At 41.3% G+C, this 15,699-nt stretch carries 9 protein-coding genes, 12 tRNA genes and 3 rRNA genes; 22 read left to right on the top strand and 2 right to left on the bottom strand.

Translation table 11 applies throughout. The annotated features are described in order from the left end of the window. Positions 1-250 precede the first annotated feature (250 nt). The 21 genes from ACS127_RS01935 to tsaD all read left to right on the top strand — a co-directional run bounded on the left by ACS127_RS01935 (position 251) and on the right by tsaD (position 11,465). A complete protein-coding gene (locus ACS127_RS01935) occupies positions 251-703 on the top strand; it encodes a SprT family protein (protein WP_440896785.1) in 453 nt (150 codons plus the stop codon). Positions 704-861: 158 nt separating this feature from the next. After that, positions 862-936, top strand: a tRNA-Asn gene (locus ACS127_RS01930). Between the two features lies 1 nt (position 937). Further along, a tRNA-Ser gene (locus ACS127_RS01925) sits at positions 938-1,028 on the top strand. An 18-nt stretch (positions 1,029-1,046) separates the two neighbouring features. Beyond that, positions 1,047-1,121, top strand: a tRNA-Glu gene (locus ACS127_RS01920). A gap of 12 nt (positions 1,122-1,133) precedes the next feature. After that, positions 1,134-1,210 (top strand) — tRNA-Asp (locus ACS127_RS01915). Between the two features lie 12 nt (positions 1,211-1,222). Continuing rightward, positions 1,223-1,297, top strand: a tRNA-Gln gene (locus ACS127_RS01910). A gap of 329 nt (positions 1,298-1,626) precedes the next feature. Further along, positions 1,627-1,702 (top strand) — tRNA-Lys (locus tag ACS127_RS01905). A gap of 83 nt (positions 1,703-1,785) precedes the next feature. After that, positions 1,786-1,869 (top strand) — tRNA-Leu (locus tag ACS127_RS01900). A 66-nt stretch (positions 1,870-1,935) separates the two neighbouring features. After that, positions 1,936-2,012: transfer RNA gene (locus tag ACS127_RS01895), tRNA-Arg, on the top strand. 42 nt (positions 2,013-2,054) lie between these two features. Beyond that, positions 2,055-2,128, top strand: a tRNA-Gly gene (locus tag ACS127_RS01890). A 9-nt stretch (positions 2,129-2,137) separates the two neighbouring features. Continuing rightward, positions 2,138-2,214 (top strand) — tRNA-Ile (locus ACS127_RS01885). A gap of 99 nt (positions 2,215-2,313) precedes the next feature. Further along, a 16S ribosomal RNA gene (locus tag ACS127_RS01880) occupies positions 2,314-3,881 on the top strand. Between the two features lie 205 nt (positions 3,882-4,086). After that, positions 4,087-7,002, top strand: a 23S ribosomal RNA gene (locus tag ACS127_RS01875). A 130-nt stretch (positions 7,003-7,132) separates the two neighbouring features. After that, positions 7,133-7,245 (top strand): 5S ribosomal RNA (gene rrf, locus ACS127_RS01870). Together the 16S, 23S and 5S rRNA genes with 12 tRNA genes alongside form the textbook arrangement of a ribosomal RNA operon. A gap of 177 nt (positions 7,246-7,422) precedes the next feature. Then, positions 7,423-7,499: transfer RNA gene (locus ACS127_RS01865), tRNA-Met, on the top strand. A gap of 121 nt (positions 7,500-7,620) precedes the next feature. Further along, a tRNA-Asp gene (locus tag ACS127_RS01860) sits at positions 7,621-7,697 on the top strand. Between the two features lie 181 nt (positions 7,698-7,878). Next, on the top strand, positions 7,879-8,847 hold the full coding sequence (gene thiL / locus ACS127_RS01855; RefSeq protein ID WP_440896784.1) for a thiamine-phosphate kinase: 969 nt from the start codon (positions 7,879-7,881) through the stop codon (positions 8,845-8,847). A 9-nt stretch (positions 8,848-8,856) separates the two neighbouring features. Beyond that, positions 8,857-9,306: a tRNA (adenosine(37)-N6)-threonylcarbamoyltransferase complex ATPase subunit type 1 TsaE gene (gene tsaE, locus ACS127_RS01850; protein WP_440896783.1), complete on the top strand. Its 450-nt coding sequence runs from the start codon at positions 8,857-8,859 to the stop codon at positions 9,304-9,306. Further along, entirely contained in the window at positions 9,303-9,998 is a 696-nt protein-coding gene (tsaB, locus tag ACS127_RS01845; protein WP_440896782.1) for a tRNA (adenosine(37)-N6)-threonylcarbamoyltransferase complex dimerization subunit type 1 TsaB, read from the top strand. Before tsaE ends, tsaB begins: the two co-directional genes overlap by 4 nt. After that, entirely contained in the window at positions 9,991-10,437 is a 447-nt protein-coding gene (rimI, locus tag ACS127_RS01840; RefSeq protein ID WP_440896781.1) for a ribosomal protein S18-alanine N-acetyltransferase, read from the top strand. The genes tsaB and rimI overlap by 8 nt, the downstream gene beginning before the upstream one ends. After that, complete coding sequence (gene tsaD, locus ACS127_RS01835) at positions 10,434-11,465, top strand: tRNA (adenosine(37)-N6)-threonylcarbamoyltransferase complex transferase subunit TsaD (protein WP_440896780.1); 1,032 nt, start codon at positions 10,434-10,436, stop codon at positions 11,463-11,465. The genes rimI and tsaD overlap by 4 nt, the downstream gene beginning before the upstream one ends. Positions 11,466-11,722: 257 nt before the next feature. Here the strand turns inward: tsaD and ACS127_RS01830 are convergent, their stop codons facing one another. Next, entirely contained in the window at positions 11,723-13,657 is a 1,935-nt protein-coding gene (locus tag ACS127_RS01830) for an ABC-F family ATP-binding cassette domain-containing protein (RefSeq protein ID WP_440896779.1), read from the bottom strand. Positions 13,658-13,829: 172 nt separating this feature from the next. Between ACS127_RS01830 and ACS127_RS01825 the strand changes: the two genes are divergently transcribed. Beyond that, positions 13,830-14,471, top strand: a complete 642-nt coding sequence (locus ACS127_RS01825; protein ID WP_440896778.1) for a redox-sensing transcriptional repressor Rex — start codon at positions 13,830-13,832, stop codon at positions 14,469-14,471. Between the two features lie 65 nt (positions 14,472-14,536). Here the strand turns inward: ACS127_RS01825 and ACS127_RS01820 are convergent, their stop codons facing one another. Further along, entirely contained in the window at positions 14,537-15,484 is a 948-nt protein-coding gene (locus ACS127_RS01820) for a glycosyltransferase family 8 protein (RefSeq protein ID WP_440896777.1), read from the bottom strand. Positions 15,485-15,699: the final 215 nt, after the last annotated feature.

Below are 15,699 nucleotides of genomic sequence, written 5' to 3'. Positions count from 1 at the left end.
GGAAAGTGGCTAATTATTCATAGCGTTAAAAAGCTCAGCTCATTGGTTCGGCTAATAATTTTTGACTAATCATAAAGAAGCTGTTTGACGAAAGAGAGTCTAAGTATAAGAAAAACTAGTTATTTAAAGGAATGGCCTTACGTTGTGTGGGAATGTTGAAGCAAGCATATCCGTGTACAAGTAAAGGACAAGCTTTAATATTTATAAGTCGATTGAGTGTTTTATTTTTAAAAATAAGGAATATGCCATCATGAATGATAGACAATTACAACAACTGGTCAGTGATATATCCAAACAATTTTTTAACAAACCATTTGTAAATGAGGCTGTTTTTAATTCTCGACTACGTACAACTGGTGGGCGATATTTACCTGGTAAAAGGAGAATTGAAATCAATCCTAAGTACATAGATGAACTTGGAATGGAAGAAACAATAGGAATTATTAAACATGAACTCTGCCACTATCATCTTCATATAGAAGGGAAAGCTTTTGGGCATGGTGATAGTACGTTTAAAAAACTATTAAGCGAAACAAATTCACCTCGATACTGTCAACCTTTGCCTTCGGAAAAGAATAAAACATCCTTTTTTTATAAATATAGATGCCTATCTTGTGGTCAATTGTATAAAAGAAAAAGAAAAGTAAATATTAAGAAATACAGTTGTGGACGTTGCAAAGGAAAAATCAGTCCTGTTAATTAAAAAAATCAATAGAGCTCTTGACCTAACAGTATGAAAACGAGTAAACTGTATATATGAGTTTTTTCGTTCTTTATTAAAATAATGCTTTAAATTTAGTTGACAGCAAAAAAAATATATAGTATAGTTTTTAACGTCGCTAATATAAATGTCGTTATTATTCCACAGTAGCTCAGTGGTAGAGCAATCGGCTGTTAACCGATCGGTCGTAGGTTCGAATCCTACCTGTGGAGCCATGGAGAAGTACTCAAGAGGCTGAAGAGGCGCCCCTGCTAAGGGTGTAGGTCGCGTAAGCGGCGCGAGGGTTCAAATCCCTCCTTCTCCGCCATTTTTTTTGCTCAAATATGGCCCGTTGGTCAAGCGGTTAAGACACCGCCCTTTCACGGCGGTAACACGGGTTCGAATCCCGTACGGGTCACCATTCACTATATTAGGTCCGGTAGTTCAGCTGGTTAGAATGCCTGCCTGTCACGCAGGAGGTCGCGGGTTCGAGTCCCGTCCGGACCGCCATCAAATATATATTGGGCTATAGCCAAGCGGTAAGGCAACGGTTTTTGGTACCGTCATTCGCTGGTTCGAATCCAGCTAGCCCAGCCATTTCTTATTATAACTTGAACTTTGATAAGATACCCTTAAAACAAAATGTTTTAAAGGGTTTTCTACTGAAGAAAAGAATCATTCAGATAAATGACAGGAAACAAGTGGCGAATTTAATAACTTGGGACTCAGCGGGCTAAACTTTCAATTAACCAATAGAATCACTTATTAATAAGAGCCATTAGCCCAGTTGGCAGAGCAACGAGCAACAACATCTGCCGAATAAACAACGAGTAACCCCGAAGCATATACATCTAAAGAATAAGCTGGAAGATGCAGGGGTCAACAAACTAAACCTTCAGTTGATCAATAGAAATACTTTATAACAAGAGCCATTAGCTCAGTTGGCAGAGCATCTGACTTTTAATCAGAGGGTCGAAGGTTCGAATCCTTCATGGCTCACCATTTTTTATATTATCAGAAATGCGATTACTCATCTCACTGCAAAGTTCTGGTTATAAGTTAAGTTTTTCTAATAAGGGAATAACGCGGTCGTGGCGGAATGGCAGACGCGCTAGGTTGAGGGCCTAGTCGGGGTTTTCTCGGTGGAGGTTCAAGTCCTCTCGACCGCATTTAATCGCAAAAAAATTGTTGACAAGATAAATGAATATATGGTATATTTAAAGACGTTGCTTATGGCGCCCGTAGCTCAATTGGATAGAGTGCTTGACTACGGATCAAGAGGTTAGGGGTTCAACTCCTCTCGGGCGCGCCATTGACTTTTTAAGAGAATTATAGAAGGATGTTCAATTAATATGCGGGTGTAGTTTAGTGGTAAAACCTCAGCCTTCCAAGCTGATGACGAGAGTTCGATTCTCTTCACCCGCTCCAAAAAATAAAGGGCCTATAGCTCAGCTGGTTAGAGCGCACGCCTGATAAGCGTGAGGTCGGTGGTTCGAGTCCACTTAGGCCCACCATTGATCTTTGAAAACTGAATCCAAACAACCATTAAGTTAAGTAAAGAAGTAAGAAGAAGCTAGTGCTTCAAAACAGAGTAGAAGAGATGCTCATTCAATATTATTGAGAGTTTGATCTTGGCTCAGGATGAACGCTGGCGGCGTGCCTAATACATGCAAGTCGAGCGCGTGAAACCCTTTCGATCTCTTCGGAGTGATAAAGGGTGGAACGAGCGGCGGACGGGTGAGTAACACGTGGGCAACCTACCTATGAGACGGGGATAACTCGCGGAAACGCGAGCTAATACCGGATAAGACCTCTGATTACCTAATGAGAGGATAAAAGGCGGCTTAAAGCTGTCACTGATAGATGGGCCCGCGGCGCATTAGCTAGTTGGTGAGATAACAGCTCACCAAGGCAACGATGCGTAGCCGACCTGAGAGGGTGATCGGCCACACTGGGACTGAGACACGGCCCAGACTCCTACGGGAGGCAGCAGTAGGGAATCTTCCGCAATGGACGAAAGTCTGACGGAGCAACGCCGCGTGAACGAAGAAGGTTTTCGGATCGTAAAGTTCTGTTGTTAGGGAAGAACAAGTAGGAGAGTCACTGCTCGTACCTTGACGGTACCTAACGAGAAAGCCCCGGCTAACTACGTGCCAGCAGCCGCGGTAATACGTAGGGGGCAAGCGTTGTCCGGAATTATTGGGCGTAAAGCGCGCGCAGGCGGTTTTTTAAGTCTGATGTGAAATCTTGCGGCTCAACCGTAAGCGGTCATTGGAAACTGGAGAACTTGAGGACAGAAGAGGAGAGTGGAATTCCACGTGTAGCGGTGAAATGCGTAGAGATGTGGAGGAACACCAGTGGCGAAGGCGACTCTCTGGTCTGTAACTGACGCTGAGGTGCGAAAGCGTGGGGAGCGAACAGGATTAGATACCCTGGTAGTCCACGCCGTAAACGATGAGTGCTAGGTGTTAGGGGGTTTCCGCCCCTTAGTGCTGGCGTTAACGCATTAAGCACTCCGCCTGGGGAGTACGGCCGCAAGGCTGAAACTCAAAAGAATTGACGGGGACCCGCACAAGCGGTGGAGCATGTGGTTTAATTCGAAGCAACGCGAAGAACCTTACCAGGTCTTGACATCCTTATGACCGCTTTAGAGATAAAGCTTTCCCTTCGGGGACATAAGTGACAGGTGGTGCATGGTTGTCGTCAGCTCGTGTCGTGAGATGTTGGGTTAAGTCCCGCAACGAGCGCAACCCTTAACCTTAGTTGCCAGCATTCAGTTGGGCACTCTAAGATGACTGCCGGTGACAAACCGGAGGAAGGTTGGGATGACGTCAAATCATCATGCCCCTTATGACCTGGGCTACACACGTGCTACAATGGAGGGTACAAAGGGCAGCGAAGCCGCGAGGTGAAGCCAATCCCAGAAAACCCTTCACAGTTCGGATTGCAGGCTGCAACTCGCCTGCATGAAGCCGGAATCGCTAGTAATCGTGGATCAGCATGCCACGGTGAATACGTTCCCGGGTCTTGTACACACCGCCCGTCACACCACGAGAGTTAGCAACACCCGAAGTCGGTGAGGTAACCCTATGGGAGCCAGCCGCCGAAGGTGGGGCCAATGATTGGGGTGAAGTCGTAACAAGGTAGCCGTATCGGAAGGTGCGGCTGGATCACCTCCTTTCTAAGGAAAATCAGAGCTAGACTGATTAATAGGAACATCTAACTTGAGTTTAGATGATACTTAACACATGTGTTGTTTGGTTCAGTTTTGAGAGATCAATCTCTCAAGCAAGTATTGTACCTTGAAAACTAGATAAGAAATATGACAAGACATCAAATCAAGTAAGAACAAGTCTTTTTTACTGTAAAGCGTGCAAACGCAACTTAGTTAAGTAAGAAAGGGCGCACGGTGGATGCCTTGGCACTAGGAGCCGAAGAAGGACGGGACGAACACCGAAATGTCTCGGGGAGCTGTACGTAAGCAAAGATCCGGGAATATCCGAATGGGGGAACCCTCTACTCGTTATGGAGTAGAGCATTTAACTGAATCCATAGGTTAAATGCGGCAGACCTGGGGAACTGAAACATCTCAGTACCCAGAGGAAGAGAAAGCAAAAGCGATTTCCTGAGTAGCGGCGAGCGAAACGGAACGAGCCCAAACCAAGAAGCTTGCTTCTTGGGGTTGTAGGACACATCACATGGAGTGAGAAAGAAATCATTTACACGAAGCGACTTGGAAAGGTCCGCGAGACAAGGTAAGAGCCCTGTAGTGGAAAAGTGATTTTCTCCGATGTGGATCCTGAGTACGGCGGAACACGAGAAATTCCGTCGGAATCCGGGAGGACCATCTCCCAAGGCTAAATACTCCCTAGTGACCGATAGTGAACCAGTACCGTGAGGGAAAGGTGAAAAGCACCCCGGGAGGGGAGTGAAAGAGAACCTGAAACCGTGTGCCTACAAGTAGTCGGAGCCCGTTAATGGGTGACGGCGTACCTTTTGTAGAATGGACCGGCGAGTGACGATTCTTTGCAAGGTTAAACCGGAAAAGGTGAAGCCGCAGCGAAAGCGAGTCTGAATAGGGCGTTTAGAGTAAAGGGTCGTCGACCCGAAACCGTGTGATCTACCCATGTCCAGGGTGAAGGTCAGGTAACACTGACTGGAGGCCCGAACCCACGTATGTTGAAAAATGCGGGGATGAGGTGTGGGTAGGGGTGAAATGCCAATCGAACACGGAGATAGCTGGTTCTCTCCGAAATAGCTTTAGGGCTAGCCTCAAGGCATGTATTCTGGAGGTAGAGCACTGATTGAACGAGGGGCCCTTACCGGGTTACCGAATTCAGTCAAACTCCGAATGCCAGAGATATATCCTTGGGAGTCAGACTGTGGGTGATAAGGTTCATAGTCGAGAGGGAAACAACCCAGACCGTCAGCTAAGGTCCCCAAGTATACGTTAAGTGGAAAAGGATGTGGCGTTGCCCAGACAACCAGGATGTTGGCTTAGAAGCAGCCATCATTGAAAGAGTGCGTAATAGCTCACTGGTCGAGTGACGCTGCGCCGAAAATGTACCGGGGCTAAACGTATCACCGAAGCTACGGATTGTTCGTTGAACAATGGTAGGAGAGCGTTGTAAGGGCTGAGAAGTCAGACCGAGAGGACTGGTGGAGCGCTTAGAAGTGAGAATGCCGGTATGAGTAGCGAAAAAGAAGTGAGAATCTTCTTCACCGAAAGCCTAAGGTTTCCTGAGGAAGGCTCGTCCACTCAGGGTTAGTCAGGACCTAAGCCGAGGCCGACAGGCGTAGGCGATGGACAACAGGTGGATAGTCCTGTACCACCTCGTGGCCGTTAAGAGCAAGGGGGGGACGCAGAAGGATAGGGAAAGCGCGCGATTGGAAGAGCGCGCCCAAGCCATGAGTCAGTCAGATAGGCAAATCCGTCTGACCTAATGACCAGTGGTGATGGGGAAGGAAATCAAGTACTGAAGTTCCCGATTTCACACTGCCAAGAAAAGCCTCTAGCCAGGACACAGGTGCCTGTACCGCAAACCGACACAGGTAGGCGAGATGAGAATTCTAAGGTGAGCGGGAGAACTCTCGTTAAGGAACTCGGCAAAATGACCCCGTAACTTCGGGAGAAGGGGTGCTTCTTGCATGAGAAGCCGCAGTGAAAAGGCCCAAGCGACTGTTTAGCAAAAACACAGGTCTCTGCGAAGCCGAAAGGCGAAGTATAGGGGCTGACACCTGCCCGGTGCTGGAAGGTTAAGGGGATGCGTTAGCGTCAGCGAAGCGTTGAACTGAAGCCCCAGTGAACGGCGGCCGTAACTATAACGGTCCTAAGGTAGCGAAATTCCTTGTCGGGTAAGTTCCGACCCGCACGAAAGGTGCAACGACTTGGGCACTGTCTCAACGAGAGACCCGGTGAAATTATACTATGCGTGAAAATGCGCATTACCCGCGACAGGACGGAAAGACCCCGTGGAGCTTTACTGTAGCCTGATATGGAATGTCGGCATCCTTTGTACAGGATAGGTGGGAGCCGTTGAAACGTGAGCGCTAGCTTACGTGGAGGCGTCGGTGGGATACCACCCTGAGGGTGTTGACCTTCTAACCCAGGACCGTGATCCGGTTCGGAGACAGTGTCAGGCAGGCAGTTTGACTGGGGCGGTCGCCTCCCAAAAAGTAACGGAGGCGCCCAAAGGTTCCCTCAGAATGGTTGGAAATCATTCAACGAGTGTAAAGGCAGAAGGGAGCTTGACTGCGAGACCAACAAGTCGAGCAGGGACGAAAGTCGGGCTTAGTGATCCGGCGGTGCCGTATGGAAGGGCCGTCGCTCAACGGATAAAAGCTACCCCGGGGATAACAGGCTTATCTCCCCCAAGAGTCCACATCGACGGGGAGGTTTGGCACCTCGATGTCGGCTCATCGCATCCTGGGGCTGTAGCCGGTCCCAAGGGTTGGGCTGTTCGCCCATTAAAGCGGTACGCGAGCTGGGTTCAGAACGTCGTGAGACAGTTCGGTCCCTATCCGTCGTGGGCGTTTGGAAGTTTGAGAGGAGCTGTCCTTAGTACGAGAGGACCGGGATGGACATACCGCTGGTGTACCAGTTGTTCCGCCAGGAGCATGGCTGGGTAGCTACGTATGGAAAGGATAAGTGCTGAAAGCATCTAAGCATGAAGCCTCCCTCAAGATGAGACTTCCCATCATTAGAGTAAGATCCCTCAGAGACGATGAGGTAGATAGGTTCGAGGTAGAAGCATGGTGACATGTGAAGCTGACGAATACTAATCGATCGAGGACTTAACTAAATTAAAAAGCTGAACCGACCGTTTAGCAACATCGTTGCTGGGTCAGTGAAGCTGGATTATATGATTTGACTTGTCCGATGCGTTTCTTATCTAGTTTTCAGGGTATGACCTGAACAAATGAATACGTTGATTTAGTGACAATAGCGAAGGGGTCACACCTGTTCCCATACCGAACACAGCAGTTAAGCTCTTCAGCGCCGATGGTAGTTGGGTTTTCCCTGCGAGAGTAGGACGTCGCTAAGTCATAATATTTAAATAGTGTACTTTTTATCGTCGCGGGGTGGAGCAAAGCCGTAAACTTCTTGAGAAACACCAAATGTAGGCTTTGTGAGGAGTGTAATCCTCACCGAAATTACTATCAACACGACGAACAGTCTCTACTAGTATTATGCATGAGCATATTTGTTTATTTTTTATCGTCGCGGGGTGGAGCAGTCTGGTAGCTCGTCGGGCTCATAACCCGGAGGCCGTAGGTTCAAATCCTGCCCCCGCAACCAATTTAACCTTTACTTATCACATTGTACATTGAATTAATAAGCTTGTTAGAAAAAAATAAAAATAGTGATTTAGTGTAACCTATTTATTTTTTAAAAAAAAGCTAATACATAAAAAATAATAGGTCCGGTAGTTCAGTTGGTTAGAATGCCTGCCTGTCACGCAGGAGGTCGCGGGTTCGAGTCCCGTCCGGACCGCCATAATTATTAAAACCAAACTGTTTTTTCTTTTCTTGAATGGATTAGAAAAAACAGTTTTTTTGTTGTTTAATTAGTAGTAGAATAAAATATCTTAAGCATTTGCTCTTTGTTTAGATCATAATTTCTATTATTGATAATTTTTGCTATGATAGGAATAGTTGATGAAAGGATGTTTAAGCCTATGAATGAATTTGACTTTATTAATTCTATTAAACAAAAAGCATATCGGAACCATTCCATCATAAAAGGAATTGGTGATGACGCTGCTGTATTTCGTCAGCCTTATCAAGATATTGTTACTGCTGTTGATACATTTGTTGACGGTATACATTTTTCAAAGAAAACAATGAACCCATTTCAGATTGGTTATCGTGTTTTAGCAGCCAATATAAGTGATATGGCAGCGATGGGCGCAGATCCCATTTCATATATGATTTCAATTGTTGTACCTAAGGATTGGAGTGACAATGATTTAACGGAAATTTACCGAGGATTAAATGCAATTGCTCTTGAGTATCAACTTGATTTAATTGGTGGGGATACAGTCATTGGCAAGCAACTTGTATTATCTGTTACAATAAACGGAATAGTTCCCAATAACAAAGCACGCTATCGAAATTTAATGAGGCCGGGTGATTATATTTTTGTTACAGGTACGTTAGGTGATTCTGCAGCTGGGCTGGATTTTTTATTAAAGAAAAATAATGAAATAGAGCATACTGATTTTTTGCTAAATCGGCATCGTTACCCAAGTCCTAGAGTTGCTTTTGCTAAAGGATTAACTCCACTAGATCGAGTGGCTTTGAATGATATTAGTGATGGAATAGCTAATGAAGCAAATGAATTAGCTGAAGCATCAAAATTGACCATTTATTTAGAGGAGAATAAACTTCCTATTTCTGATGCGCTAAAACAATTTTCACGTACAAAGCAGCTTGACTATATATTAAATGGTGGCGAGGATTTTGAATTAGTTGGATCAGTTGCTCCAGTTAATTGGAACTTTGTTAAAGAAATAGCAGCAAAAACAAATACACCTGTTACAAAAATTGGTATAGTTAAAAATGAAAATAGTAATGGGAAGGTTTTTATAGCGAAGAAAGATGGGACTAAATTACTCGAATCAAGTGGTTTTGTCCATCATAATTAGGGTGGTTAAATGAAAACAATTAAACTGAGAACAGAATTGGAAACAAAGCGTCTAGCAAGGAAGCTAGCTTTATTATTACGTCCAAATGATGTTGTAACTTTAATAGGAGAGCTTGGAGCAGGAAAGACGACTTTTACTAAAGGAATCGGGGAAGGACTTGGAGTTAAACGGACAATTAACAGCCCAACCTTTACGATTGTAAAGAGTTATCAAGGCGAGCTTGTTCTCCATCATATTGATGCCTATCGTCTTGAGGATAGTGATGAAGATATTGGTTTTGATGAGTATTTTTATGACGATGGAATTACGGTTGTGGAATGGCCACAGTTTATTGAATCCTATTTACCTGAAGAGCATTTAGAGCTTATGATTGAAAGATTAGATGGGAATGAGCGTTTAATAACCTTAAAACCAAGAGGATCCTTTTTTGAAATTGTTTGTGAGGAGTTAATGAGATGACTGTTTTAGCGATAGATACATCAAATGATGCTTTAGGGGTTGCTTTGTATCAAAATGGACAGATAATGGCAGAGTACATCTCAATTAATAAAAATAAACACTCAACACGTTTGATGCCAGCAATTGATCAACTGTTGGAAAATGCCCAAGTGAAGCCACTTGACTTGAATAGAATTGTTGTGGCCAAAGGACCAGGATCTTACACAGGTGTGAGAATTGGATTATCAGTTGCAAAGGCAATGGCTTGGTCATTAAATATTCCGATTGTTGGTATCTCTAGCTTGGAAGCCTTATCGCTACAAGCTCAAGGAAGAGAGCAATTGATTTGTCCTTTTTTTGATGCACGTAGAGGCTTAGTTTTCACTGGTTTATATGATGGGAAAGGTCGAGTTGTGAAAGCTGATCAAAATATTTTAATGACAGAATGGCTAGGTCAATTAGCTGCAATGCAAGAAGACATTATTTTTATTAGTCCTGATTTGGCGCAATACCAAAGTTTAATAATTGATCAACTAGGGGAAAATGCGATTTTTATGCCTGAGGGTTTAAATTTGACGCGTCCAGGATTGCTTGCTATTACAGGTAAAGATCGAGCTGAAGAAAATGTCCATGAGCTTGTACCAAGCTATTTGAGATTAGTGGAAGCAGAAGCAAATTGGTTGGCAGAGCAAGAGGGAAAACAAGATGAATGATGTGATGATTCGACCGATGGGACTGAGTGATCTTGACCAGGTAGAAAATATTGAAAAAAGATCGTTCAAAACAATTTGGACAAAAAAATTATATCAAAGAGAGTTAATCGAAAATAAATTTGCTCATTACTTTGTGATTGAAAAGCAAAAAAATATGATTGGCTTTTGTGGGATTTGGTTGGTGCTCGATGAGGCACAAGTAACAAACATTGCCATTGACCCAGCCTATAGAGGTCAAGGTTATGGGGCACTGCTATTTCAATATATGCTAAAACGAGCTATCGTTAAAGGCGCTGTTAATTTATCACTAGAAGTGAGGAAGTCAAATAAACAAGCACAACGTCTTTATCAAAAATTTGGTTTACAGCCAGCAGGAATACGGAAGAATTATTATACTGATAATAATGAAGATGCTATTGTTATGTGGGTGAGACTATGAAAAAAGATAAAAGTAAATATATATTAGCCATTGAAACGAGTTGTGATGAGACAGCTGCTGCTATTATTCAAGATGGGCAAAAGATCATCTCAAACGTTGTTGCTTCACAAATAGAGAGTCATAGGCGTTTTGGTGGTGTAGTTCCAGAACTCGCCTCAAGGCACCATATCGAACAAATCACGCTTGTTTTAGAAGAAGTATTTAGTCAGGCAAAGATGTCAATTGATGAGATTGATGCTATTGCAGTGACAGAAGGACCAGGATTAGTAGGTGCTCTTTTAGTTGGTGTCAGTACAGCTAAAGCCTTGGCTTTTGCTCATCAAAAACCATTGATTGGAGTTCATCATATTGCTGGACATATATATGCGAATCGATTGGAAGAGGACTTTTCATTTCCATTGCTTGCTTTAGTTGTTTCTGGTGGTCATACAGAACTTATTTTAATGCGTAAACATGGACAATTTGAAGTCATCGGTGAAACTCGAGATGATGCAGCTGGAGAAGCTTATGATAAGGTTGCACGTACAATGGATTTACCTTATCCAGGGGGACCGGAGATCGATCAACTTGCTCAATTAGGAGAAGATACGTTAAGCTTTCCACGTGCTTGGTTAGAGGAAGGATCATTTGATTTTAGTTTTAGTGGATTAAAATCAGCTGTTATTAATACGTTACACAATGCGAAACAAAAAGGCATTGAACTAAAGAAAGAGGATATAGCCGCTAGTTTTCAAGCAAGCGTTGTTGAAGTGTTAGTAGAAAAAACTTATCAAGCCGCAAAAAAATATCAGGTTGAACATGTGATTGTCGCAGGTGGCGTGGCAGCAAATAGGGGTTTACGCAACGCTTTAAAAGACAAATTTGATGATGGAACGATCAAGTTGTCGATTCCACCACTTTGGCTCTGTACAGATAATGCAGCAATGATTGGAGCAGCAGGAATGATTGCTTATCAAAAAGATCTACAAACAGATTGGGCGATGAACGCCAATCCTGCTTTAGATTTAGAAATCTATGGAGACAGATAATTAGATTTATGCACAACTTGCCCACATAAATGTGGGTAATTTTTTCGAAATCAGTCAAACTAACAAGTGAACTGTGCACAAAATCAGTGGATAACTTAAAGATCATCTGTGGATAATGTGTATAAATCAGTTTGTAACTGGTAATTATAGCTTTTACTTGTGGATAATAATTCTTAATATTTAAGTAAAGAAAGAGCCTGCTTTTTGATTCTTAATTTTGATTCAAAAGCAAGCTCTTGTTTATTTTATTAATAAATTTAGTCCTGTAATGATTCCCATTCTTCCATTAATGTTTCAATTTGTTCACTTAACTGTTGGTTCTGTTCCGTTAATTCGAGTGCTTTTTGATGATCTTGATAAATGTCAGGATCAAGAAGCAAATTATCGTTCTCTACTATAGCTGTTTCTAATTGTTCAATCTTTTGCTCAATATGTTCAATTTTTCTTAGACGTTTTCGTGCTTGTTGTTTTTTTAGTTTTTCTTCGTGATAGTTTGTTTTGGTTGTTTTGGTTAGTGGAGTCTTTTGTTTTTTGGTCTGTTCTTGTTGATTTAGCGTTTCAATTTCAGCGGCTTCCTGTTTTTTAGTTAGATAATAATCATAATCACCTAGATAGATTGTAACCCCATCATAACTTTGTTCAATGACTTGGGTTGCAATTTCATTAATGAAATATCGATCGTGGGAAACAAAAATAATTGTGCCAGGATAATTAATTAAAGCAGCTTCAAGTATTTCTTTACTATCTAAATCTAAATGGTTTGTTGGTTCATCTAAAATGAGTAGATTGGCTTTTTGCATCATTAATTTAGCCAATGCTAATCGCGCCTTTTCTCCTCCGCTCAATGTTGAAACAGGATTTAGCACATCATCACCGGTAAATAAGAAATTTCCTAATATTGTTCGAATTTCTTGTTCATTTACTTGCGGATAGTCATCCCATATTTCCATTAGTGCCGTTTTACGGGAATGCAGTTTAGCTTGCTCTTGATCGTAGTAACCGATCTCTACATTAGTGCCGTGGATAATTTCTCCTTGGATTGCCTGATAAGTACCGATAATCGTTTTTAATAAAGTTGTTTTACCAACACCATTAGGTCCAACCAGGGCAATTCGATCTTGTCGCTTAACTTGAAAGTTTAATTGTGAAAAAACAAATTGGTCTTCACCAGGATAACGAAAAGCTAAATCATTAATTTTTAATACATCATTACCACTCCGACGATTGATGTCAAAATGAAAAGAAGCTGATGCTTCATCACCTTTTGGTCGATCAAGTCGCTCCATTTTTTCAAGTTGCTTTCGCCGACTTTGTGCTCTTTTTGTAGTAGAAGCCCGGACTAAATTTCGTTGGATAAAATCTTCCATCTTTTTGATCTCTGATTGTTGTTTATCAAATGCTTTACGTTCACGTTGATAGTCTAATTCCTTTTGTTCCAAATATTTAGTATAATGGCCATAATATCTTTTAGATTGCTTATGAGAAATTTCATATACGATATTAACCGTTTTATCAAGAAAATAGCGATCATGTGAGACAATCACAACAGCACCTTGATAGTTGATTAAAAATTGTTCTAACCAAGTTAAAGTTGTAATGTCTAAATGGTTTGTTGGTTCATCTAAAATTAATAAATCGGGTTTAGCAAGTAAAAGTTTCCCAAGAGCAAGTCTAGTTTTTTGACCACCACTTAGTTCAAGGATTGGTGTATTAAAGTCATAATCGGAGAAGTTAAGCCCATGTAGAACAGTCTGAATATCTGATTCATATTGATAGCCTCCACGAGCTTTAAAAGCAACCTGACGCTGATCATATTGATTTAATAGTTGTTGGTATCGGGTAGAGTCAGTAATTAAATCAGGATTTCCCATTTCTACTTCCATCTCACGCAAAGCTTTTTCTTCTTCAATCAATGATTGAAACACACTGCGCACTTCATTCCAGATTGTTTCCTCTGTTTCAAGTCCTGTATGCTGATCTAAATATCCGATTGTGGTGTCTTTTGATCGATGAATTTCTCCTTCATCATAAGGTAATATTCCAGCCATAATTTTAAGGAGAGTTGATTTACCCGCTCCATTTCGACCGACAATGGCGATGCGGTCATCTGTCTTAATTTCAAGCCTTATATTGTCTAAGATCGTTTCTGCTCCGAAACGTTTCACTAACTGATTGATTTGCATTAAAATCATTTTTGTTCACCTCATCTGTCTTAGTCTATCGTATCACTTGACTGTCTAGCAAGTAAAGTATAGGCTAAGTTTAGAATAAGTTTAGTTGTTAAACAGACATGGATTGAATATTTTGGTACACTAGTGTTACAACAATCACAATCAGCATGAAATTATAAATAAAGGAGAATGAATGATGGAACCACAGAATAAGATTCCACAAGCAACAGCAAAACGGTTACCTTTATATTATCGTTTTTTAAACAATTTACATTTCCAAGGGAAAATGAGAGTATCATCAAAAGAGTTAAGCGAGGCCGTTAAAGTCGATTCAGCAACCATTAGACGGGACTTTTCCTATTTTGGTGCCTTAGGGAGAAAGGGCTATGGCTACAATGTTGATTATTTATTGGAATTCTTTCGAAAGACATTGAACCAAGACAAAGCAACGGATGTAGCTTTAATTGGGGTTGGTAATCTGGGTACAGCATTTTTACATTATAATTTTACCAAAAATAACAATACAAGGATTGTTAAAGCTTTTGATTCTAATCCAGACCTTGTTGGCAAACAAATTGGTGAAGTCACGGTTAAGCCTATTGATGAGCTTGCAAGTGATTTAACAGATATTGAAGCAGCTATTTTAACAGTGCCAGGATCTGTTGCTCAGACGATTACAGATTCCTTAGTGAAGGTCGGGATAAAGGGAATTTTAAACTTTACGCCAGCCCGTATTACGGTTCCTGCTGATGTTCGAGTTCACCACATCGACTTATCCGTTGAACTTCAATCATTAGTGTACTTTATGGAACATTATCCAATCAATAAAAAGTAAACAGACTGCCTATTAGCAGGCAGCCTGTTTACTTTTTTTGCATACAGAAGCTTAAGGTTTTCCATTCAGACAGACTTAGTTGGAGAAGAGCTGTTTTTTATCCAAAAGCTGATAATACTCTTAATCTTAGTCATAATAGATTTAAAATGACAATTCAGATAATGATACATCGGATATTCCTTGCAATATTCTTGAGGAAATTTGCTGATAATGTTTATAGAGAACTGTAAAATAGTTAAGAGGGGACGCGACGATGACCATGGTTTATTCTTCCCGCAATAATGAAGGATAGCAGTATTTTTCATCAGCCAATTTAAATCAGCTTTACCACCACTTCTTAACAGATAATTAGCATAGTAACGTGTATCATAGTTCCAGATGGTCTCATCTATTGATAATGTATAGTCTCCATACAGATAGTTGAATACATCTTGGTCTGGCAAGATCAATTCTGTTTCATGTCTACTAACAGTTTGAAAGATTTCATCTGCTTCAACAATTGCTCTTGCTTTGTTTAAATCCATAAGTATGATCCCAGTATTATAATAATCATGCTTGGTCTGTAATCGAATCCGGTTTATCCCACCAACGATATTTGTTAATCCTGTATGGGATGAGGCTGAAAAACAATTATCCTTTAAATCCATTTCCCACAACATACGAATCGGGTTAATAACTAAAGTATCTGGATCAAGATAAAGAATTCGTTCAACAGACTCGGGTAGTAATTTGGGAGCCAATAATCGATAATATATTTCCTTGGGATATCGTTTTGAAATTCGGGCATTTTCAAATATATTATGATCTACGCTAATGGGTTTAAAAGTTACAGATTGGTTTTGACAGAATTCATCTAATGTTTCAAGCTCATCGAGTGGAATAGCACTGTGAAGTAACCAAACAGTAAATTGCTCACTTGGATTGTTACTCACAAGAGAGGTTAACATTGTTTGGAAGGGCCTCACATAATTTTGATCAAAGGTTACTAAAATATTGATCGGATGATTTGCCATGATTTTTTCTCCTCATTGTGTTATTAGTTGTTTAAATCTTATATTTGCTCACTAGTATTGGTTAAACTTTTCTAGTAAATATAAATATTTATTAAAATGAAACAAGCTAAGGCTTTCTCTGTGACGCATTAACGTGACATTGCTCTTCCTTCGCAGGGAAACTATTTTGGACCAAATGCTTTATTTAACCGTGTATTTTTTTATGCAATGCTAAT

It is taken from the genome of Amphibacillus sp. Q70, assembly GCF_052055485.1.
Taxonomy (GTDB): domain Bacteria; phylum Bacillota; class Bacilli; order Bacillales; family Amphibacillaceae; genus Amphibacillus.
This window is presented reverse-complemented; position numbering and strand designations above follow the sequence as displayed.

Coding starts and splice junctions, on each gene's coding strand:
- ACS127_RS01935 (WP_440896785.1), top strand. CDS start 251: ATGAATGATAGACAATTACAACAACTGGTCAGTGATATATCCAAACAA.
- thiL (WP_440896784.1), top strand. CDS start 7,879: ATGAATGAATTTGACTTTATTAATTCTATTAAACAAAAAGCATATCGG.
- tsaE (WP_440896783.1), top strand. CDS start 8,857: ATGAAAACAATTAAACTGAGAACAGAATTGGAAACAAAGCGTCTAGCA.
- tsaB (WP_440896782.1), top strand. CDS start 9,303: ATGACTGTTTTAGCGATAGATACATCAAATGATGCTTTAGGGGTTGCT.
- rimI (WP_440896781.1), top strand. CDS start 9,991: ATGAATGATGTGATGATTCGACCGATGGGACTGAGTGATCTTGACCAG.
- tsaD (WP_440896780.1), top strand. CDS start 10,434: ATGAAAAAAGATAAAAGTAAATATATATTAGCCATTGAAACGAGTTGT.
- ACS127_RS01830 (WP_440896779.1), bottom strand. CDS start 13,657: ATGATTTTAATGCAAATCAATCAGTTAGTGAAACGTTTCGGAGCAGAA.
- ACS127_RS01825 (WP_440896778.1), top strand. CDS start 13,830: ATGATGGAACCACAGAATAAGATTCCACAAGCAACAGCAAAACGGTTA.
- ACS127_RS01820 (WP_440896777.1), bottom strand. CDS start 15,484: ATGGCAAATCATCCGATCAATATTTTAGTAACCTTTGATCAAAATTAT.